The sequence below is a fragment of the Gottfriedia solisilvae genome (genome assembly GCF_002128405.1).
Taxonomy (GTDB): Bacteria; Bacillota; Bacilli; order Bacillales; family Bacillaceae_G; genus Gottfriedia; species Gottfriedia solisilvae.
The window spans coordinates 487,214-509,258 of record NZ_NETJ01000001.1 but is presented as its reverse complement, the minus strand read 5'-3'; the positions used below and the strand labels follow the sequence as shown (position 1 = coordinate 509,258).

The window sequence follows — 22,045 nt, the reverse complement described above, 5'->3', positions numbered from 1 at the left end:
TTTACCATTCATTTGGTTCGTAATTTAATTCTCTAAATAATTGCGTTTTTTCTTTCTTTGTTAAGTCTCTCCATTGACCAATTGGTAAATTGTTGAGATGAATATTCATGATACGTGTTCGTTGAAGTCGATACACTTCATAACCAAGTGCTTCACACATACGACGGATTTGACGATTTAATCCTTGAGTTAAGATGATTTGAAAGTCATATTTTGAAAGTTGTTTTACTTCACAAGGTAGTGTTTTTGTTCCTAAAATTTTGACTCCCGCTGCCATTTCTTGTAAGAAGGTAGGTGTGATTGGTTTATCGACTGAGACGATGTATTCTTTTTCATGCTTATTCTCAGCACGTAAAATTTCGTTAACAATATCACCATCGTTTGTTAGAAGAATTAAGCCCTCAGAATCTTTATCAAGTCTTCCAATATTAAAAATCCGTAATGGATGATTTACTAAATCAACAATATTGCCTTTTACACCTTTTTCTGTAGTACTAGTTATACCAACGGGTTTATTTAATGCAATGTAAACATTATTTCGAGCTAATCGAATATGTTCTCCATTTACAATTACCTCATCGCCAGGTTCAACTTGACTCCCGATTTTTGCAACTTTACCGTTTATTTTTACTCTACCTTCACTGATTAATTTATCCGCAGCACGTCTAGATGCTTTTCCGGATTCACTAATGAATTTATTTAAACGAATGATCAACAACCCCTTAATGCTAAATTATATTTTCAGAATAACATATTTGTAATGATTATTAAAAAAGAAGTTCTAAAATGCTGGAATTTATTAATTAAATTCTTACTTTCATCAATATTTTTAGAAATGAATCATTGATTTTTACTATATAATTATTTTCTATTTACACATACTAAATAAAAAAATGAAATAGGTGAGTGTAAATGGATCTTTCTTTTGATAAGCTTTTAGAACAATTTGACTTAAAGAAAAACGAACATCAACGCAACATGCACAAAATTAATAAAAGAATTGATGAAATAGAATCACATATGGATAGTATGAAAAAACAATTGCATAGTTTCGATCACCAAATAGAAAGTCTTGAAAAAGATATTAAGTCCACATTATCTTTAATCAATCGCGAAGAATTTTCGAATAGTCACCAAGAACAACATAAACAAAACGAAGAACAAAATCATAAAGAAAAAAAGAATCGTCATCATAAAAATGAACAACATCATGAAGAACAGCATAAATGGGCAGAAAGCATACTACATAATGTAGAAGAATATGCTTCGAATATATTTAAAAATGAGAAAGAAGAAGATCACCAAAAGAATCAAACAATTCAAAATCATCAAAGCAGAACAAGTAAAAATGCTAAGAAACGTAAAAATGATTCAGAATTGAATTCAATGCCAAATATAATCCCTGAACAATATTCAGCAAGTATCTCAAATCATCAGACTAATACAGCTAATATAGGTAATCAAAATGGAACAAATTCATATGATGAAAGCTTTTTAGCTCAAAGTTATATACAAGAGTCATTTGAACAAATAAACCAAGAACATACTCTAAATCAGTCTACATTTAATGCAAATAATAACGACCAAACTATTCAAAAAGATATAAATCAATTAGAGCAAAATTATGAAGATTTATCGATTGACGATTGGGAAGATAAAACAACAAACTTATCGATGTCGGAGTGGTTTGAAGTAGATCCTAGAACGGAAAGATAAAATAAAAAACATTACTTCTAAACATTACTTCTTAATTGGAGTAATGTTTTTTTGCATTTATTGAATTTTTAATGAAGTTTTTTGGAAATGAGCCTAATCAAGAAGGACTAAATTCTTTTTTGTGGAAATTAAGAGAGTGAAGTAATTTAAAATAGAAGGTGAAAAATTTGTTATCAAAAGACCAGTTGTTACATATAAAAGAATTGCAAGAAGCTTGTGAGAGCTATGATCAAATTAAGTTGAAATTAAATTGGGATATGCTTAGAAACCGCAATAGTGATGTTAAAGAAGATTTCTTTTATTATGATAAGAATCTATTAGTTGGGTTTTTAGGTAAATATTACTTTGGTAGTAAAGTAGAAATATGTGGGATGGTCCATCCAAAATATAGAAGAAAAGGGATTTTTACAACACTACTTCGTGAAGGTCTTGAAAGTAGCAGTAATGCAACGTCAATCTTATTGAATGCTCCAGCAGCATCTATGACAGCACAAGAGTTCATTAAGACTCAGAAATGTGACTATTCATTCTCAGAATACCAAATGGTTTGGCAGGATCAAGGAGTACAATCTTTTGAACCGATTATTAAGCTGTCTCATGCGACACAAGAAGATTTTGAATTGATTTCAAGAATAGATGTAGAGTCCTTTGGTTTTGAAGAAAAAGATGCTCAAACATACAATGTGCGAGTTTTAAATGAGCCGAACCGTAAATGTTACATAATAGAAGTAAATAATGAAAAAATCGGAAAACTGAGTGTTCAAAGAGAACATCAAGAAAGTTGGATTTATGGTTTTGCAATCTTACCCAAATATCAAGGTTTTGGCTATGGTAAAAATACATTATTGCAAATTATAGAAAAAGAAAGTAAAACAGGAAATAAGATACATTTAGAAGTTGCTTTAGAAAATAAAAACGCAAAAAAATTATATACAAGCTGTGGCTTTCAGCAATATGACACGCAAGACTACTATCAATATAAATGAAAAAAGGAATGTGTAAACCACATTCTTTTTTAGATTGGAGGAAGAAAAATGTATTACAAATAGAGACTGTATTGAAAATTTATAAAAAGTTATGAATCATCATGATAGATATTTAACAATACATTATATCAAATATCAGTAAGAACGAGGAGTATCGTAAATGAGGTTATCAGCAGTTGAGGCAGCAAAGAAGTTTATTCAAACGGAATTTCCAGATTGTTTAGGTGCAATTTTAAGTGGTAGTGTTGCGATCGGTAAAGAAACAGCCACGTCAGATTTAGATATTGTCGTATTTCAAAAAGAAGTGAATGCATATCGAGAATCTGTGATGAAATATGATTGGATGATTGAAGTGTTTGTGTACGATTTAGAGTCATATAAACCATTTTTTGATAGCGACGTAAATAGAGCGAGACCGACTTTGCCACGAATGCTAGCTGAAGGTATGGTAATAAAACATCATCCAGAACTAGAAAAAGTAGTTCTAAATGCTAAAGAAACGATGTTAGGTGGTCCACCAAAATGGGATGAAAAGACGATAGAATTTCATCAATACTTTTTATCAGATATAATCGATGATTTTATAGGTTCAGAACACTTAAATGAAAGTATTTGTATTGCAACTACATTATTAGATAAGTTACACGAATTTATTTTAAGGACAAATCAGCATTGGGTTGGCTCTTCAAAATGGGTTTATAGAGAAATGGAGCATTTTAACCCAGACTTAACAAAAGAAATGTTTCAAGCATTTCATAACTATTTTCAAACTGGAGAAAAGAGTGGAATTATTAAAGTAGCAGAATCTGCTTTGAAACCTTTTGGAGGTAAACGATTTGAAGGTTTTCAGTTAGGAAAATAATTAATGCTGCTTTAAATTTCATTCATACTTGAACTTTTTATATGTTAAACTAAGGAATGAAATATATGGTAAAGGGTGAAAACTTTGGAGAAAATTCGTGGTTTTGAGATAGCAAAAGGTTTTGAAAAGGAAGGCGTTAATTTGCCTAAGAGAGCGACTACTCACGCTGCTGGTTACGATATTGAAAGTATTGAAGATACAATCATTCAACCAAATGAAATTAAGTTAGTAGGAACTGGTGTAAAAGCATATATGCAAAGAGACGAATTCCTTTCATTATATGTACGCTCATCAACTCCATTAAAAAAGGGTTTATTAAAAGGTAATGGGGTAGGGGTCATTGATTCGGATTATTATAGCAATCCATCAAATGATGGGCATATCATGATGCAGCTATTAAATGTTACAAATGAACCTGTCATTATTCAAAAAGGTGAGCGAATTGGACAAGCAGTTTTCCAAAAGTTTTTATTAACTGACGATGATATTGCTGGTGAAGAAAGAACAAGCGGATTCGGTAGCACAGGTAAATAAAAAAAGCACTCGATCATTCGAGTGCTTTTTGTTTTAAATATTAGTCTAACATTTTTGCTAATTTTGGAGAAATTGCAAGTAAGATTAAACCTACTACGATTGCTGCTCCACCAACTACTAAGAATACTTGAAGCATACCTAGAGTTGAAGTAAATGCTGCTAATTGACCAGCCACTAAGTTAGCAATGAAGCTTGATGATAACCATACACCCATTAATAATGAAGCTAATTTAATTGGTGCATATCGAGATACTGCAGATAATCCAACTGGTGAAAGAACTAATTCAGCCACAGTGTGGAAGAAATATGTCATAAACATAAAAATCATATTTGCTTTTACTGTAATGTTTTCTGCATCAGAACCTGTTTTCATAACAGCTAAAATAGTGAATACAAAACCGATTCCTAATAGTACAAGACCCATAGCCATTTTTGCAGGAACACTAATGTTTTTACCTGAACGTGCTAATTTAATCCAAATATATGAAAGCACTGGAGCTAACGTGATAATTAATAATGGATTAATTGATTGGAACCAAGCAGCAGGAACTTCAAAAGTACCAATTGTACGATCAATAAAACGATCAGTATAAAGAGTTAAAGAAGATCCAGCTTGTTCAAATCCAGCCCAGAAAAATACTGTAAATGCAGCTAAGATAAAGATAACTGTTGTACGTTGTTTTTCTTTTTTCGTTAAAGGAATACTTTTATCAACACTGTTAGTGTCTTTGATAGCTTTAACATTTGGTTTTGTACCAAGGTCACCTAAGTATTTTTTAGCTAATAAGTTGAAAATGATTTGACCAATGATCATACCAATTGCAGCTGCTAAGAAACCAAAACGGTAACCGTAAAAATTATCAGCTTTACCTGGACCGTTTGGATCCATAAATAAGTTATTTGCAAGGTAACCAGTTACTAATGGAGCAAAGAATGCACCTAAGTTGATACCCATATAGAAAATTGTAAACGCTCCATCACGACGTGGATCGTTGTCTTCATATAATTCACCAACAAGAGTTGAGATATTTGGCTTGAAGAAACCATTACCGATAATTAATAAAACTAATCCAATATAAAGACCAGTAGTTGTATTTACACCAAATAATGTAATATTACCGATTGCCATTATGATCCCACCAAGGGTAATCGCGAAACGTTTTGCAATAAAGTTATCTGTAATCCATCCACCAATAATTGGTGTGAAATATACAAGTCCAGTAAATAATCCATAGAGTTGAAGTGCCCATGCGTCTTTAAATCCAAGTCCACCTTGAACCACAGTTGATGTTAAATAAAGAACTAATAGTGCACGCATTCCATAATAACTAAAGCGTTCCCAAGCCTCAGTTGCAAATAATAAGTAAAGGCCAGGCGGATGTTTCGTTTTTTGTTGTTGCTCATTTGATGATACGTTTTGAGTCGCTACGCTCATTTTAATTCCTCCCTCTTAAGTGCTATTCTATGTCGTTTTATGTCTGAATATTTATTGTCGCAAATTCATACACTATTCTGTCAATTTGGTGTAAAAAATAATTTAAATTCTACAAATTTCGACAATTCTACTTAAAAAAAGATGACCTTAATATATAAACAGAATCATACAGACAAAATTCATTTATTTGAATTGTGTAAAAATATGGATAATAAATACTTTTGTAGTATAACACAAAACAACGCAACACTGTAAAGTAATTTATATTGTCAGACAAGTCTTGCAATACTGATTTTTCATACAAAAATATATATGTATCAGTGCTTTTTCGGTTGAAAAAGGCAAAACGTGTCTAATCTAAAAGACCTATATTTAAATAATAATAAGTTTTTGAAATATTTCAAGGGTTTTCTTAATTTTGTTATCTTAGATTAATAATTTTTAATAAAAGTAAATAATTGGAAATGTCGGAATTTGTAGAATTATATAATAGTTATTTATTCTGTTTTAATATTCAATTAATTCATATGGACGATTTTCTAAAATTTGGATATACTAATAGTAATTTTAATGAAACGGAGTGATGTTATATGGGAAATTCAATTAGTTTACTAAATAAGAATGCAATTACAAGGGGACAAGAAATGAAGTAATTCTTCATTATTGTCCTTACATTTAGGAGGACAAAATGAATTTAGAACAATTAGGCTGGAAAGATGTGTTCGGAGAAAAAGATCAATCAACTGTAGTGGCTCGTGTGATTTCTGAACAAAGACAAATTTATAAATTACATGATGGAGAAGATGAATGGATCGGAGAAGTTTCTGGTAAATTTCAATTTCAAGCAAAAGTCAAAAGTGATTATCCATCGGTAGGAGATTGGGTGGTCATTGAACCACTAAAAGGTGAAAATAAAGCAATTATTCAAAAAGTATTACCTAGAATGAGTCAATTTTCAAGACAATCCGCAGGGGACAAGACGGAAGAACAGGTTGTTGCCGCGAATATAGATTATGTATTTTTAGTCATGGCATTAAATAATGACTTTAATATAAGAAGATTAGAACGTTATTTGTTAGTAGCATATGAAAGCGGTGCAAACCCAATTATCGTTCTAACGAAAAAAGATTTATGTGACGATCTTCCTTCTAGAATTGCAGAGGTTGATGAGATTGCATTCGGTATCCCAGTTTATACGGTAAACAGTACAAACGGGGAAGGTATTGAAGAAGTTAAAAATCTTGTTTCAGAAGGGAAAACGGTATCCCTTTTAGGTTCTTCTGGTGTCGGTAAATCAACCTTATTAAATGCATTAATAGGTGAATCGAAACAAATCACTCAGGATGTTCGTGAAGGCGATGATCGAGGTAAGCATACAACGACCCATCGTGAATTATTCTTCTTACCTACTGGTGGAATGGTGATTGATACACCTGGTATGCGAGAACTTCAATTATGGGGTGGGGAAGACCATTTAAGCTCAACTTTTTCTGATGTAGATGAGTTAGCGAAATCGTGTAAATTTTCCGATTGTACTCATGAAAAAGAACCTGGATGTGCAGTTAATGAAGCCATTTCAAATGGTCTGTTAGACGCTCAAAGATTAACAAGTTATCGTAAATTAATGAGAGAATTGGCATATGCAGAAAGAAAACAAGATGCTTCATTAGCAAGGATTGAAAAAGACAAGTGGAAAAAAATGCATAAGATGATGAATACGAAATCTTATAAATAAAAGAAGAGTATGATACTCTTCTTTTTCTTTTGGAAAGACTCTGCTATATAATCAGATAGATTATTACAAATTTATCTCAGACTTTAGACCGAGAAAAAACAATACTTAAGGTTGTTAACGATTTAATCAAAAATAGATAAACTACATATTACAAGCGTTACTAACAATTTGCTTTCAGTTGTTATTAACAAGTTACGTTTAGTGAATAGAGGAGAGCAATATGAAGCATTTAGAGCATTTAAGACGATTGTCTAGCAATGAGTTAATTGGAATATTATTTATCATTGCAGGTATAGGGCTTTTATTTGATTTGTTTTTGAATCCATTTGCAATTATTGCAGCAGGAGTTGGTATATATTTAATTCAATATGGTGCAAAAAAACGAAAAGTATATCCGTCAACTTCAGCAAATATTGCATTTTTTGGTGGGATTATTTTATTTATAAGCAATGTATTTCAACTGAAGTCTATTTTAGGTGTTTTAGCATTTATTGTGATTTATATAGGTTATTTAATTTTCATCAATTCAAAATTAAATGAAAAAATTGTAATACCACTCACACAAGAGAAAACAAGTTCAGGTGTATTTGAAGCGAAATCATTAATTTCAAATCGATTTTTCTCAAATATTCGAATGAAAAATGATACGACATTTGAATTAGATGATGTTGATTATTATTTTGGTATTGGTGATATTGAGATTGATTTAACAGATTCCTTTATACCTGAAGGTGAAACTGTTTTAGCAATCAATGGTTTGATTGGAAACATCACTTTATATGTTCCATATGATGTAGAATTAACTTTTCATCATGCAACTTTATTTGGAAAAGTTAATATCTTAAAAAATGAGTTAAAAGGTTTTAATAAAAATTGCAAATTTACTACGAATGATTATAAAGAGGCATCAAGAAAATTAAAAATCATTACCTCATTAGCAGTTGGAAAAATAGAGGTGACAAACAGATGAAAATAGATAAGGGAATATTTTTATCAATCTGTATGGCATCTCTGACGTCCAGCGCATTAATCTGTGGTATTGTTTATTATTTCATTGATCAAACGCTATTTGATAAATTAATGATTTATAAAGTAGGGAAATTATCATTATTATTAATTATTTTTATCGCGATTCTAATCATTGCGATTGTTTATAGTACAGCAGTTCTTAGTACAATTCGTCATAATGAGAAAGCACTATTAACAGGGATGATTAAAGCAGAAAACGGCACTTATCATAAGGATTCCAATCATTCTATTCGTTCTATTGAAAATGATATCGAATCAAATCTCCTAAAAATATCTAAACAGATTGAAGATTCAAGAAAAACTGTGCAAAAACTAGTTGATGAAAAGAAATTAATTGAATCACAAACAATTGAGGATGTTGTTACAAAAGAAAGGCATAGATTAGCAAGAGAGTTACACGATTCAGTAAGCCAACAGTTATTTGCAATATCGATGATGATTTCTGCAATTAATGAACTAGGCGATACAACCTATCAGGAACAATTGCGATATATTGAAAAAATGGCTGTAAACGCACAATCTGAGATGCGAGCTTTATTACTTCATTTAAGACCTGTCCAATTAGAAGGGAAAAGCTTAAAGGAAGGTGTAGAAAAGCTACTAGCTGATTTAACAAATCGTCAGGCTCTTCAGTTAAAATGGAAAATCGATGATATCTCACTGTCAAAAGGTGTTGAAGATCATTTATTTAGAATTATACAAGAAGCTTTATCAAATACACTTAGACATGCAAATGCGAAGACTTTTGAAATAAGAATTAGAAGCATTGAAGATTTTGTGTTAGTACGAATGATTGATGATGGAATCGGTTTTGACATTGAAAAACGTAAAACAGGTTCTTACGGTATTCAGTCTATTAGTGAACGTGCCTCTGAAATTGGAGGTACTGCAAAAATTGTTAGTATTCCAAATCGAGGGACTCAAATTGAAGTCAAAGTTCCAGTAATTGAATAGAGGTGCTGAAAAAGTGATAAAAGTAGTATTAGTTGATGACCACGAAATGGTACGAATGGGTGTTTCTACATATCTGAGTACGCAAAACGATATTGAAGTAGTTGGTCAAGCAAGTAATGGAAAAGAAGGAATTGAGCTAGTATTAAACACGAAACCAGATATTATCCTAATGGATTTAGTAATGGAAGTAATGGACGGAATTGAAGCGACTAAACAAATTATCGCAAAATGGCCAGATGCTAAAATTATTATCGTTACTAGTTTTATAGATGATGAAAATGTTTACCCAGCAATCGACGCTGGTGCGATCAGCTATATGCTAAAAACATCAAGAGCAAGTGATATCGCAAATGCTATTCGTACAACTCATAATGGCGGTTCAGTTCTTGAGCCTGTCGTAACTGGTAAAATGATGAATCGCATGAGAAAATCTTCCCATCGAGAATTGCATGATGATTTAACAGCAAGAGAGCAAGAAGTACTTCATTTAATGACTGAAGGGAAATCAAATCAAGAAATAGCAGATACACTATTTGTGTCATTAAAAACAGTCAAAACACATGTCAGTAACATTCTAACAAAATTAGAAGTAGTTGATCGTACACAAGCTGTTATTTATGCATTTAGACATGGAATCGTTGAACAGAAATAAAATGATGTGAATCTGAAAAAGGGGCTGTCTCAAAAGAGACGGCCCTATATTTTTGAATGTCTTAGTAAACTCTTTTGTTGTTAAACATAGAATTTCGTAGATTTCCACTCCAGGATACTCGCTTTTAAGTGGGGCGTGGACGAATAAGCCAAAAAAACTCTTTACAACTCAGTTCTTTTAAGAATACTTTTAAATACAAAAAAACATTTTAATAGTACTTATTTATAATTTGAAATTTTTTAAGGAAATGAAGTTTTATAAATTTTGGTTATGGATCAGAAATGGTAAGATAGAATAATGAGTTTACAAAACGTTAAGGAGGAGAAACTCATTTGTTTCGTACATTAAATCATAAAAAAATTAAAGAAATGTGTGGTGAAATCTCCTTCAAACGAGGAGAATCTTTTTTTCGCGCTAATAAAGTAATATTTAAAGAATTTAATATAGATGAAAGTCATGCAATTGTAAAAGGTACTGAAGATTTTGAAGTAAGTATTAAAAGTGACAATAAAGATATGTTGCAAACCTCATGTAGTTGTCCATCACTTGCATCGTATCATAGAGACTGTCAGCATATTGCAGCTGTATTGATTGCAATGTGTGAGCATATACAAAAAGGGACAACTCCGAACTTAAATAATAATTTCACTGATTATGATACATCAAACTCAGATCTTACAGATGGATTTGTTAAGATATTCAACGAAAAAAAGACAAGTCGATCAAGTCGAAAGCAACGTCTTTTTGAAACAAGACAAATCATCAATGCAGAGTTTACTTTACAAGTTATTCCTTTGCAAAATGGAAGTCATATATGTGGAATTCAAGCAAAAATTGGCCCTTCGAAAGTGGGGAATATTCGAGAGTTTTTGGAAAATGTAAAAATTGGACATGTAACGGAAATTTCAAAATCATTTACGTATGATCCAAACCTACATTGCTTATTAAGAGAGACAGATGATGTAGTCCAATTTCTAATCCAATTAATGGACGATGAAAAATCGTTTTTGGAGCATATTCATGATCAAACTTTTACTAAAAATAATCATGACACATTATTCATTCCAACAACATCATGGGAACAGTTAGTCAATTCATTATTGCATGTTCCAATTGTAAAATTGATTACCCAGGACAAGTCATATGATAAATTGCACATTTCATCACATTTGCTGCCTTTACAGTTTGATATTATTGAAGCCAACAAAAAAGATTTCCAATTAAATGTGTATGGTTTGGAAGATGTCATATTATTGAATTCATATTCTTACTTATTCATGAAAGGGAAGTTCTACCGACTGAAAAGTGAAGATTTCATGAGATTAACAGATTTAAAAGCGATGTTACATGATTCGGGAACGACCATCATCCCGATTCCTAATAAGCAAATTAAATTCTTTATGGATACAGTCATACCAGGATTGAAGAGATTAGGAGAAGTCCAAATTTCCGAAGCATTTTTAAGGCAATTCGACAGGCCTCCTTTAGTTGCGAAATTATATTTAGATCGTGTGAAAAATCGTTTGCTTGCAGGGCTAGATTTTCATTACGACCATATTTTAATAAATCCATTAGATCATCGCGATTTTATCAATCATTCGAATGTAACGAGAGATGAAGAAAAGGAATATGAAATATTACAATTAATGGAAGAATGTTCATTTTCAAAAACTGATGGTGGCTATTATTTGCATAATGAAGAATTAGAATACGAGTTTTTACATCATAAAATCCCAAAGCTAGAGAAACTTGTACAAATTCATGCTACAACTGCTGTGAGAAATCGAATATATAGAGGTAATACATTCCCTAAAATAAATGTAAAAGTGAAAAAAGAACGAACAAATTGGTTAGAATTTACGTTTAAAATGGATGGTATCTCTGAAAATGAAATACGTGAAGTTATTACGGCATTAAAAGAGAAAAGAAAATATTATAGATTAAAAAATGGGACTTTATTTACACTTGAAACGAGAGAATTTGCAGAAATTCAACGCTTCTTGAAAGAGGTTCCGAGCCAAGAAGAAGATTTGATCAGTGGTTTGAATTTACCAATAGTGAGAGGGCTTCAACTAATTGATTCCGAAGATAACCCAAATTCATTTGAACTAGAAAAGTCTTTCCATGAGTTTTTAGATCAAATTCAAAATCCCGGAAACATTGATATTCAAATACCTGATCGTGTTGAAACGATTTTAAAAGAGTATCAAAAACATGGCTATAAGTGGATGAAAACATTGGCTAATTATGGATTCGGTGGGATTTTAGCTGATGATATGGGATTAGGTAAAACTTTGCAAAGTATTTCGTATATTTTATCGATACTTCCAGATGTACAAAACAAGAAACTACCTGTACTTGTCGTATGTCCATCTTCTTTGACTTATAATTGGCTAAGTGAATTTTATAAATTTGCACCAAATATTAAATCAGTTGTATTGGACGGTAAGAAAAGCAATCGAATGAAGCTACAAGAGGATGTTTCAACAGTTGATGTTGTCATTACTTCTTATCCATTGTTAAGAAAAGATATTAAATGGTTTGAAAAACAAACATTTCACACAATATTTTTTGACGAGGCTCAAAACTTTAAAAATCCATTAACGCAAACTGCAAGAGCTGTTAAAAAGCTTCAGGCAAATTATCGTTTTGGGTTAACTGGAACACCAGTAGAAAACTCTCTTGAAGAGCTTTGGTCAATTTATCATGTAGTCTTTCCTGAGTTGTTTCAAGGTTTAAAAGAATATAGCAATTTAACAAAAAAGACGATAGCACGGAGAATTCGCCCATTTTTATTAAGAAGAATGAAAGAAGATGTGCTTAAAGAGTTACCTGAAAAGGTAGAGATGATTGAATCAGAGGAATTATTACCTGAACAGAAAAAACTATATGCAGCTTATTTAGCCAAGTTACGTCAAGAAACATTAAAGCATTTAGATAAAGATAAATCGTTCGGAAAAACACGGATCCGAATACTTGCCGGCATCACAAGGTTAAGGCAAATCTGTTGTCATCCTGCATTATTTATTGAAGGATACAAAGGGAGTTCTGCAAAGTTTGAGCAGCTTCTGCAAATTATTGAAGAATCAAAACATGCTAATAGAAGAGTATTAATTTTTTCGCAATTTACGAAAATGCTTGAAATGATCGGAAGGGAATTATCGATCAATGGAGACGAATTTTTCTATCTTGATGGAAGTACAAGCTCTGAGAAGCGATTAGAGATGTGTAATCGATTTAATGATGGTGAATGTGATTTCTTTTTGATTTCACTAAAAGCTGGTGGAGTAGGGTTAAATTTAACCGGGGCAAATACGGTAGTCTTATACGATCTATGGTGGAATCCAGCAGTAGAGCAACAGGCCGCAGATCGTGCTTACCGCATCGGACAGAAAAATGATGTGCAAGTCATTAAACTAGTTGCCCGAGGAACAATTGAAGAAAAAATGAATGAACTTCAATCTAAGAAAAAAGAATTGGTTGAAGAGATCATTGACTCAGCTGATAAAGTATCTTCTACTTTAACTGAAGAAGATATTAGAGAAATATTAATGATTTAACCTACCGCTCTTTAATTTAGAGCGGTATTTTTGAATGTACTCCTTTACTATCACAATTAGTTTCAATCTATCCATTCTGAAAAATTGAAATGCGAGTATATTAGAATGAAGCCTTATTTATATATGAACTTTTTGAGAATGAAATTGAAGGGAGAATGTTAGATGGCCATCAATCGGAAATTTACAAATGTTTCAGCAGGCGTACCTGGTCCAAAAGGTGCCAAATTAATCGAATTACGTAATCAATATGTACCAAATGGTGTTGGTAATAATACTCCCGTTTTTGTTGAAAAGGCTCATGGTTCAATTATAGAAGATGTTGATGGAAATAGATTATTAGATTTCGCAGGTGCAATTGGTACTCTGAATGTAGGCCATACTCCAGAGCATGTGGTACAAGCGATAAAACAACAAGCTGATCAATTCATTCATTCTTGCTTTCATGTTGGAATGTATAAACCTTATATTGATTTAGCGAAGAAACTTTCTAACATAACACCAGGTCATTTTTCAAAAAAGACGATTTTATTAAATAGTGGGGCAGAAGCTGTTGAAAATGCAGTCAAAATTGCAAGAAAGTTTACAGGACGTTCCGGAATCGTTTCATTTACAAGAGGTTTTCATGGTCGTACATTATTAGGAATGTCATTAACAAGTAAAGTAAAACCGTATAAATACAAAATGGGCCCATTTGCACCGGCTACATATAAAGCACAATTTCCTTATTTAGCAAATCGTCCAAATGGTTTGACTGAAGAAGAGTATATTGATTTTTGTATTCATCAGTTTAATGATTTTCTTTTAACTGAGGTATCTCCTGATGAAATTGCTGCTGTGATCATGGAGCCTGTACAAGGTGAGGGTGGATTTATTGTTCCACCTAAACGTTTTGTGAAAGAAATATATGCGATCTGTAAAAAAAATGGAATTTTATTTATTGCTGATGAAGTTCAAACGGGTTTTGGGCGAACTGGTGAGTTATTTGCTTCGACCTATTTTGAAATAGAACCGGATCTCATCACAATGTCTAAATCAATCGCTGCCGGTGTACCGATTAGTGCAGTTACTGGACGTTCTGAAATAATGGACGCACCGTCGCCGGGTGAAATTGGTGGAACATATGGTGGAAGCCCATTAGGTTGTGTTGCAGCGCTTGAGGTGATTGAGCAAATTGAAAAAGAAAGACTTTGGGAAAGAGCAAATACGATTGGCACGACAATTAAGAAGTGCTTTAACGAACTGAAAGAAGAGCTACCAATTATATATGATGTCCGAGGGCTTGGAGCGATGGTTGGAATTGAGTTTGTTGATCCGATAACTCGTCAGCCAGCTAAAGAATTGGTAGCTGCACTAACAAAGACTTGTTATGAAAATGGATTAATTATATTAAGTGCAGGTGTTCATAGTAATGTCCTTCGTTTTTTAACTCCTTTAATCATTTCTGATGAGGAACTAAATGAAGGCCTTGACATACTAAAATTTTCTTTACAACAAGTGATTGGCAAGCATAAAACCGAGGTGAAATAAATTGAGGAAGAAACTATATATAAATGGTAAATGGTTAGATGGAATCAATCATGTCGATCTAATCGCACCACATTCAGATGTGTTGTTAGCTGAAGTCCCTTTAGCAACTTTGGATCAATTAGAAGAAGCAATCATGTCTGCCAAAAACGCAAGAGATGAAATGGAAAAACTGACCGCTTTTGAACGAAGTATGATTTTAGAACAATTAGTGGAGCAATTTAAAGTAAACCGCAGCAGATTAGCAGAGATTCTTGCCTTGGAAGCTGCAAAGCCTCTAAAAGCAGCATTAGGAGAGATTGATCGAACCATTGCGACATATAAAATTGCCGCAGAGGAAGCGAAAAGAATATATGGTGAAACTTTACCTTTAGATGCAGTAGCTGGGGGAGAAGGAAGAATCACATATACTGTTAGGGAACCAATCGGCGTAATTGGAGCGATTACACCGTTTAACTTCCCATTTAATTTAGTTGCACATAAGGTTGGACCTGCAATCGCAGCTGGAAACACAATCGTATTGAAACCCGCAAGCCAAACGCCTTTATCAGCTTACGCATTAGCTGAAATGCTTGATCAAACTGATTTACCGAAAGGAGCATTTAATTTAGTTACTGGAAAAGGTTCTGAAATTGGAGATGCTCTCGTAAAACATGCAGATGTGAAAGCAATTACTTTTACGGGAAGTCCGGAAGTAGGTATTTCATTAAAAAGTAAAGCAGGTTTAAAAAAAGTTACACTTGAACTAGGCTCAAATTCTGCATTAATCATTGACGAAGGCGTAAAGTTATCAGATGAATTAATCAATCGCTGTGTATGGGGAGCCTTTATTTATAATGGTCAGGTTTGCATTTCACTACAGCGCATCTATGTACACGAATCGCTTACAGAAGAATTCCTAAGTAAAATGAAAATAGCTGTTGAAAAATTAATCGTTGGTTCTCCACTTGACTTAAAAACTGATATCAGCGCATTAATATCAAAGAAAGATGTCTTTAGAATTGATCAATGGGTGAAAAATTCATTAGAAGATGGTGCTAGATTAATAACAGGTGGGAACGTGATCAGTGAACGAATTTATTCACCAACAATCTTAGCGAACGTGAGCAATACTTGTGAAGTATCTTGTAATGAAGTATTCGGTCCAGTTGTAACAGTTAACTCGTTTAAGGACTTTGATGAAGCTATTATTGAAGTAAATAATAGTAGATATGGGTTGCAAGCAGGAATCTTTACTGAAAATCTACACCGTGCGCTATATGCAACAAAGAAATTGCAAGTAGGTGGCGTACTCGTTAACGATGTACCGACTTTTCGAGTTGATTTAATGCCATATGGTGGAGTGAAAGAAAGCGGATATGGTAGAGAAGGTATTAAATATGCTATTCAAGAAATGACTGAAATGAAATTAATCTCGATTAAAATGTAATTTTATGTTGTGAAAAGACGTACCAAAATAAATTGGTATGTCTTTTTATTTTCTAGTAATTTAATAATGAAAAGTTAAATGAAAACATATCCAAAACATTCTGAATTATATGTTATATTGAGTATAGATGGTTTTTACTTTAAAGGAATAATGAATAAATTGTTTAGATGAGAGGATAGGTATTTTAATGGACCAGTTGAAAAGTTATTATTGGACAATCTTTGAAGTTTTTTTAGCATTACTCATCGGATCAATAACAACAAATATAATCATTAGACAACTTTATGCAATCAATGATGTTCAATTTTTAGGAAACATAAGTGTGATATGGTTTAGTGTTAGTTTTATGATCTTCGGGCTTGAATCACTGATCAGATTACTAATTTGGAAGAATTCGGAACAATTAAAGAAGAGAATAAGAGGATACTTTTTTTGGGCAGTTTTTTTTATTTCAATTATTATACTAATAATTCCGATATTGAAAGGTGAAATTCCATATTAAAAGGAGAATATAAAATGGAAATCAAGAGATTAACAATTGAAAATCTAGATGAATTTATTGAATTAAGAAGTGAAGGTTTAACATTATCGCCTGAAGCATTTGGTGAAAGTTTAGTAGAGTATACAACTAAGACATACGATCAACATAAAGCGAACTTTCCTAAAACAGATGATAACTTTATTATAGGAGCATTTGAAAATAGTAAGCTTGTAGGAGTTGTAGGTTTTTTTCAAAAGCGAGCTGAAAAGATGAAGCATAAAGGCGCGATATGGGGAATGTATATTACACCTAGTCAAAGAGGAACTGGTTTAGGTAAAAAATTACTTCAATTTGCAATTGATCAAGCGATTTTAATTGAAGACATTTTACAAATTGAATTAGCAGTAATTTCTACAAATATTCCTGCCAAAAAGTTATATGAGTCCTTAGATTTTATTAGCTTCGGGGTAGAAAAAAGAGCTATTTGCGTTGGTGGTGTCTTCTACGACGAAGATCATATGGTAAAAGTTATAAAATAAATAGATTTCGTTATTAAATAAAAAAGTGAAGTAGATTACAAGTATCTACTTCACTTTTTTCTGTTATTTTGATATTTTCTTAATGTAATTAAAGTGATCATTGGAACGGAAGGTGCTCGACTCCTATGTGAGTATCGGGATAGGTGAAAATTTACAAGTATTGAATGATACAAACAAACAGTAATGCAAATAGAATTGAGGGTAGCATATTACCGATTTTTATTTTCATAACGCCTAGTGAGTTTAATCCTAGTGCAAGTAATAAGATCCCGCCTGTTCCTGAAATTTCAGCAATAATGGCATTTAATAAATGCTGTGTTACTAGATTAGGAACAAATGAAGCAAAAATGGCGATGAAGCCTTGATATAAAAATACCGGTAAAAATGAAAATAAAACACCAACGCCAAGAGTAGAAGTTAAAATGATAGAAAGAAATCCATCCATTAAGGATTTTGTGTATAAAATTTCATGGTTGTTTCGAAGTCCGCTATCGAGTGCTCCTAATATCGCCATTGCTCCAACACAGAAAAGCAGTGTTGAAGTTACAAAACCTTTAGAAATAGATCCTTCATTCTTCGTTTTTACCTTGCTTTCAATAAATTGCCCTAGTTTGTCTAATTTCCCTTCAATATCAAGCCATTCACCAACTACAGCTCCTAAAGCTAAACTGAAAATGACGATTAATACTTGATTCGTTTTCATTGCGAGGCTTATTCCCAACACAATAATCACAAGAGAAATTGATTGTGTAACTAAATTTTTCATCCGTTCTGGAATTCTTTTAATAAATAAACCTAGTAATGAACCGATGATAATTGCGATTGCATTTACAATTGAACCTAGTAATACCATGATAATCCCCTTTAATCTCTATATTATCCTATGCTCTGTTAACAGATTAAACAGAGCATATTTTTCTTATTAATCTATTTTTAAGACAATTTTACCGATATTTAAATTTTTTTCCATTCGGTGATGAGCCTCGTTTACTTCGTTCCAACTAACAATTGAATCAATAACTGGTTTTATTTTTTTAGATGCAATGAAAGGTAAGACATGCTTAGTGAATTGATTTGTTAAATAAATTTTTTGATCAAGTGTTTGTGAACGAAGTGTACTACCGATTATAGAGATTCTTTTCATTAGTAACGGTAGTAGATTGAATTCATTGATCTTTGAGCCACTCATTGTTCCGATTAGAATTAACCGACCATTCGTATTTAATGATTGAATGTTTTGATGGAAATAATCTGCACCAACGAAATCTAAAATTAAATCTACACCTTTACCATTTGTTATTTTATCAATTTCTGATTGGAAATTTTGATTTTTATAATTAATTGCATGTTTTGCACCTAATTGTAAACAGGCATCTAATTTTTCCTTTGTTCCTGCTGTGACGATTGAGTTAGCACCAAATTCTTTCGCAAGCTGAATTGCCGCAGTTCCTACACCGCTGGCCCCAGCATGAATTAATACTGTTTCTTTTTCTTTTAATCGACCAAGTTCAAATACATTTAAATATGCTGTTAAAAAAACTTCAGGAATGGCTGCTGCTTCTTCAAAAGTCATACCGTCTGGGATTGGAATAGCAAGTTGTGATGGTAGGGAAACATACTCAGCATAACCGCCTCCTGATAATAAACCACATACTCTGTCACCAATTTTCCAATTGGTTACATTTTTACCAATTTCTTCGATTATTCCGGACATCTCTAAACCTAATATTGGCGAAGCACCTGGAGGAACTGGGTATTTACCATATTTTTGAAGAATATCTGCTCTATTTAAGGCCGTTGCATGAACTTTAATGAGAAGTTCATCATCACGGGTCGTAGGCTTTATGTCATTTCCAATAAATAATTCTTTTGAATCCATATTTATTTGAACTGCTCTCATTGTCAAAACCTTCCTTTTTTTAATGATGAATACATCATACAACATATAGAGGCGAAAGAATATTTTAAAAACTCCAAGAAATATCATCTGACGAAAATGATTAATAGGAATAATAAACGTTATGAATTTATTTAATTTATTTGAAAAACTAGTGTATGATTGTTTAATTACGAATAATTACTTTTGGAATTTAAAACAAATTAGGTGAAAGATATGCAAGTGAAACATACTAACGATGTGAAAGAATTAATAAAAGAATGGCAAATCGCGTTGGAAGCAGAGCGGAATTTCTTAAAATTTCATGGCGGTAGGGGACATTTATTAACAAGAGGTACGCCGCTATATGATATAGGTCAAAGTACAGTTGTATTATTTACTGTCTATTCCGAGGTGTTTGTCCCAGATGGAACTCCAGTCCGCATAAAAATTGAAAACCAAGATTATCAAGGCGAAATCCTTTCTAGTAAAGGGTTGCAATTAGAAATAAAGATAAATGAAAATCTTAAGTCTAACATTCCATACGCTGAATTATTCAGTGAACCTTGGGAATTGCTAGATCAATTAATAGAAAGACTTGATGAAATAAAAGATTATCGAGATAAACAAAAACGAATTATGAGACTTATGAATGCAAATTCAAAGCCAAAGCATCTTGAAAAATTAAAAAATGGTAGTTCGGTACAAAAGGAATGTATTTATCGTTCGTTCTATAATGCAACGACCTATATTTGGGGGCCACCTGGTACTGGTAAATCTTATAATTTGACGAATATGATATTAAAGCATTATGAAAAGAATAAATCAGTACTAGTTATCGCTCATTCAAATGCTGCTGTTGATGTTTTAATGAAAAATGTGATTGCGCAGCTTGAAGAAAATGCCAAATGGAAAAGTGGAGATATTGTCCGTTATGGATATACAAAAGATGAAGTACTCCTACAACATGATGGTATCCTCTCATCTAAGCTTGTAGAGGTAGAGGATCAGTCTGTTCAAATAGAGTTAGAAAATTTGGATGATCGAAAATCTACAATGATTAGAAAAGCGAAAAGAGGAGTCGCTTCAAGAGGTGACTTACACGAGTTAAGCAAAATCCAAAATAAGCTGAACAAGCTTCGTGGTGAGATTCGTGAAAAAGAAAAAGAATTGATTGAACAAGCAAAGGTAGTAGGTACTACATTATCAAAGTGTTCAATCGACCCTTTAATCTACATGCGACAATTTGATTTGGTCATTGTTGATGAAATTAGTATGGCTTATACGCCTCAAATTGCTTTTGCAGCAACATTAGGAAAGAGAATTGTAGTATGTGGGGATTTCAAACAATTACCCCCAATTGCTACTTGTTATCAAAATCAATATGTAAAAAAATGGCTTCAGGAAGATTTATTTCATCATGCAGGGATCGTGCAAAAAATTAATAATGGGGAAAGTTTAGAAAATCTAGTTCTCCTGAACAAACAAAGAAGGATGCATCCGAATATATCAGGATTTACAAATAAGGAAATCTACCATTCTTTAGTATTTGATCACCCAACTGTTAAAAAGAGGGAAGAGATTTCAAAACATCGCCCATTTCCTATGAAAGCAAATTGTTTAGTGAACGCGCAGTTTTTAAACACATATGCTCTCAAAGATTCAAATACTAACTCTAGATACAATTTAGGCTCAGCAATAATCGCCACACAATGTATGCTCACAAGTATAATAGATGGAGTTGAGTCAATTGGCGTTGTAACGCCGTATAGAGCACAATCAAAACTATTAACTGAACTGCATAAAGATACAATTGGGAAAACAAAATATAAAGATTTGCCAATTCAAATTGCAACAGTTCATCGATTTCAAGGTTCAGAATGTGATGTAATCATTTTTGATACCGTCGATACGAAGCCACAATATTCTCCAGGATATATCTTAACGGACCAAAATAGTGATCGATTAATAAATGTTGCATTAACGAGGGCAAAAGGAAAATTTATTCACATAACAGATATTCCATTTATGAAGAACAAGACAAGTCGTGAGAAAACAGTTCGAAAATTAATTGAATATCAAATAGAAAAGGAATATAAAATTGAAAAAAATGAATTTGAAAAAGTTTTTTCACATAGTATTTCTAAAAGATTGAAGTTCTTTCCAAATGATATATCCGAATGGAACGAGGAATTTATAAATGATCTTCGAAATATCAAAAAAAATCTAACTGTATCAATGCCGAATTTGTCTTCAATGTCTAATGAATTTCGTAAACTTCTGAATGAAATTGACGTTCCGATCACGTTCATTAGTGAGTCTAATTATGAAAACCAAAAAAAGTGGAAATTTATCCAAAAAGAATTTGTTCAACCACTCATTATTATTGATAATGAAATCCTTTGGTATGGACATCCTTACTGTCACCATACGATGAATCAGTCTATATTTACTGCTAGATTAAATAGTCCCAATACAATAAGAACATTAAAAGGATTTATAGATTATTAACATTACATGGATTGTATTCCATGTAATTTTTTTATTCTTTTACATTGATTTTTTGCATAAATTAATAAAAAAATTGCATCGGGATAGGTGTATAAATGCTCGAACGGACCGTGTTGCGAAACTTGTCTATGCCATGTGCTTTTCTTGGATTTGATGTTTTTATACAAATGTAATTGCAAAGTAGTCAAATCGAATGAAATTCTAGTAGCTACTAAATCTATG

Annotated in this window: 18 protein-coding genes; 14 read left to right on the top strand and 4 right to left on the bottom strand. The window is 32.3% G+C overall.

Features of this window, described 5'->3' with window-relative positions; translation table 11 throughout:
- Window position 1 precedes the first annotated feature (1 nt).
- On the bottom strand, window positions 2-718 hold the full coding sequence (rluF, locus tag CAB05_RS02430; protein WP_174567269.1) for a 23S rRNA pseudouridine(2604) synthase RluF: 717 nt from the start codon (window positions 716-718) through the stop codon (window positions 2-4).
- Between the two features lie 194 nt (window positions 719-912).
- On the opposite strand from rluF, the gene CAB05_RS02425 reads away from it, so the two are divergent.
- The 4 genes from CAB05_RS02425 to CAB05_RS02410 all read left to right on the top strand — a co-directional run bounded on the left by CAB05_RS02425 (window position 913) and on the right by CAB05_RS02410 (window position 4,098).
- Window positions 913-1,716, top strand: a complete 804-nt coding sequence (locus CAB05_RS02425; RefSeq protein ID WP_087998218.1) for a hypothetical protein — start codon at window positions 913-915, stop codon at window positions 1,714-1,716.
- A gap of 158 nt (window positions 1,717-1,874) precedes the next feature.
- The gene (locus tag CAB05_RS02420; RefSeq protein WP_158093163.1) at window positions 1,875-2,702 is read left to right on the top strand and encodes a GNAT family N-acetyltransferase; all 828 of its coding nucleotides are present in this window, start codon (window positions 1,875-1,877) and stop codon (window positions 2,700-2,702) included.
- A gap of 160 nt (window positions 2,703-2,862) precedes the next feature.
- Window positions 2,863-3,564 carry a nucleotidyltransferase domain-containing protein gene (locus CAB05_RS02415; protein ID WP_087998216.1) on the top strand — a complete coding sequence of 234 codons (702 nt, stop codon included), beginning with the start codon at window positions 2,863-2,865 and terminating at the stop codon, window positions 3,562-3,564.
- Between the two features lie 84 nt (window positions 3,565-3,648).
- The gene (locus CAB05_RS02410) at window positions 3,649-4,098 is read left to right on the top strand and encodes a dCTP deaminase/dUTPase family protein (RefSeq protein ID WP_167374454.1); all 450 of its coding nucleotides are present in this window, start codon (window positions 3,649-3,651) and stop codon (window positions 4,096-4,098) included.
- A 40-nt stretch (window positions 4,099-4,138) separates the two neighbouring features.
- On the opposite strand, the gene CAB05_RS02405 is transcribed toward CAB05_RS02410, so the two are convergent.
- Complete coding sequence (locus CAB05_RS02405) at window positions 4,139-5,533, bottom strand: peptide MFS transporter (RefSeq protein WP_087998214.1); 1,395 nt, start codon at window positions 5,531-5,533, stop codon at window positions 4,139-4,141.
- 688 nt (window positions 5,534-6,221) lie between these two features.
- On the opposite strand from CAB05_RS02405, the gene rsgA reads away from it, so the two are divergent.
- The 9 genes from rsgA (at window position 6,222) to CAB05_RS02360 (ending at window position 17,436) form a co-directional block, all read left to right on the top strand.
- Complete coding sequence (rsgA, locus tag CAB05_RS02400; protein WP_087998213.1) at window positions 6,222-7,268, top strand: ribosome small subunit-dependent GTPase A; 1,047 nt, start codon at window positions 6,222-6,224, stop codon at window positions 7,266-7,268.
- A gap of 220 nt (window positions 7,269-7,488) precedes the next feature.
- On the top strand, window positions 7,489-8,238 hold the full coding sequence (liaF, locus tag CAB05_RS02395) for a cell wall-active antibiotics response protein LiaF (protein ID WP_087998212.1): 750 nt from the start codon (window positions 7,489-7,491) through the stop codon (window positions 8,236-8,238).
- Window positions 8,235-9,251: a sensor histidine kinase gene (locus CAB05_RS02390; RefSeq protein ID WP_087998211.1), complete on the top strand. Its 1,017-nt coding sequence runs from the start codon at window positions 8,235-8,237 to the stop codon at window positions 9,249-9,251. The genes liaF and CAB05_RS02390 overlap by 4 nt, the downstream gene beginning before the upstream one ends.
- 13 nt (window positions 9,252-9,264) lie before the next feature.
- Window positions 9,265-9,903 (top strand): response regulator transcription factor, encoded by a 639-nt coding sequence (locus CAB05_RS02385; protein WP_087998210.1) that lies wholly within the window; start codon window positions 9,265-9,267, stop codon window positions 9,901-9,903.
- Between the two features lie 332 nt (window positions 9,904-10,235).
- A complete protein-coding gene (locus tag CAB05_RS02380) occupies window positions 10,236-13,463 on the top strand; it encodes a DEAD/DEAH box helicase (RefSeq protein ID WP_087998209.1) in 3,228 nt (1,075 codons plus the stop codon).
- 162 nt (window positions 13,464-13,625) lie between these two features.
- The gene (gene gabT, locus CAB05_RS02375) at window positions 13,626-14,990 is read left to right on the top strand and encodes a 4-aminobutyrate--2-oxoglutarate transaminase (RefSeq protein WP_087998208.1); all 1,365 of its coding nucleotides are present in this window, start codon (window positions 13,626-13,628) and stop codon (window positions 14,988-14,990) included.
- 1 nt (window position 14,991) lies between these two features.
- Window positions 14,992-16,416 carry an aldehyde dehydrogenase family protein gene (locus tag CAB05_RS02370; protein WP_087998207.1) on the top strand — a complete coding sequence of 475 codons (1,425 nt, stop codon included), beginning with the start codon at window positions 14,992-14,994 and terminating at the stop codon, window positions 16,414-16,416.
- A gap of 187 nt (window positions 16,417-16,603) precedes the next feature.
- Window positions 16,604-16,918 (top strand): hypothetical protein, encoded by a 315-nt coding sequence (locus tag CAB05_RS02365; RefSeq protein WP_087998206.1) that lies wholly within the window; start codon window positions 16,604-16,606, stop codon window positions 16,916-16,918.
- A 14-nt stretch (window positions 16,919-16,932) separates the two neighbouring features.
- Window positions 16,933-17,436, top strand: coding sequence for a GNAT family N-acetyltransferase (locus CAB05_RS02360; protein ID WP_087998205.1), 504 nt, complete (start codon window positions 16,933-16,935; stop codon window positions 17,434-17,436).
- A gap of 151 nt (window positions 17,437-17,587) precedes the next feature.
- Here CAB05_RS02360 and CAB05_RS02355 read toward each other — a convergent pair whose 3' ends face one another.
- Window positions 17,588-18,289 carry a DUF554 domain-containing protein gene (locus tag CAB05_RS02355; protein ID WP_087998204.1) on the bottom strand — a complete coding sequence of 234 codons (702 nt, stop codon included), beginning with the start codon at window positions 18,287-18,289 and terminating at the stop codon, window positions 17,588-17,590.
- Window positions 18,290-18,358: 69 nt separating this feature from the next.
- Entirely contained in the window at window positions 18,359-19,336 is a 978-nt protein-coding gene (locus tag CAB05_RS02350) for an NAD(P)H-quinone oxidoreductase (protein ID WP_087998203.1), read from the bottom strand.
- A gap of 213 nt (window positions 19,337-19,549) precedes the next feature.
- On the opposite strand from CAB05_RS02350, the gene CAB05_RS02345 reads away from it, so the two are divergent.
- Window positions 19,550-21,823: an AAA domain-containing protein gene (locus tag CAB05_RS02345; protein WP_087998202.1), complete on the top strand. Its 2,274-nt coding sequence runs from the start codon at window positions 19,550-19,552 to the stop codon at window positions 21,821-21,823.
- The last annotated feature ends 222 nt before the right edge of the window (window positions 21,824-22,045 follow it).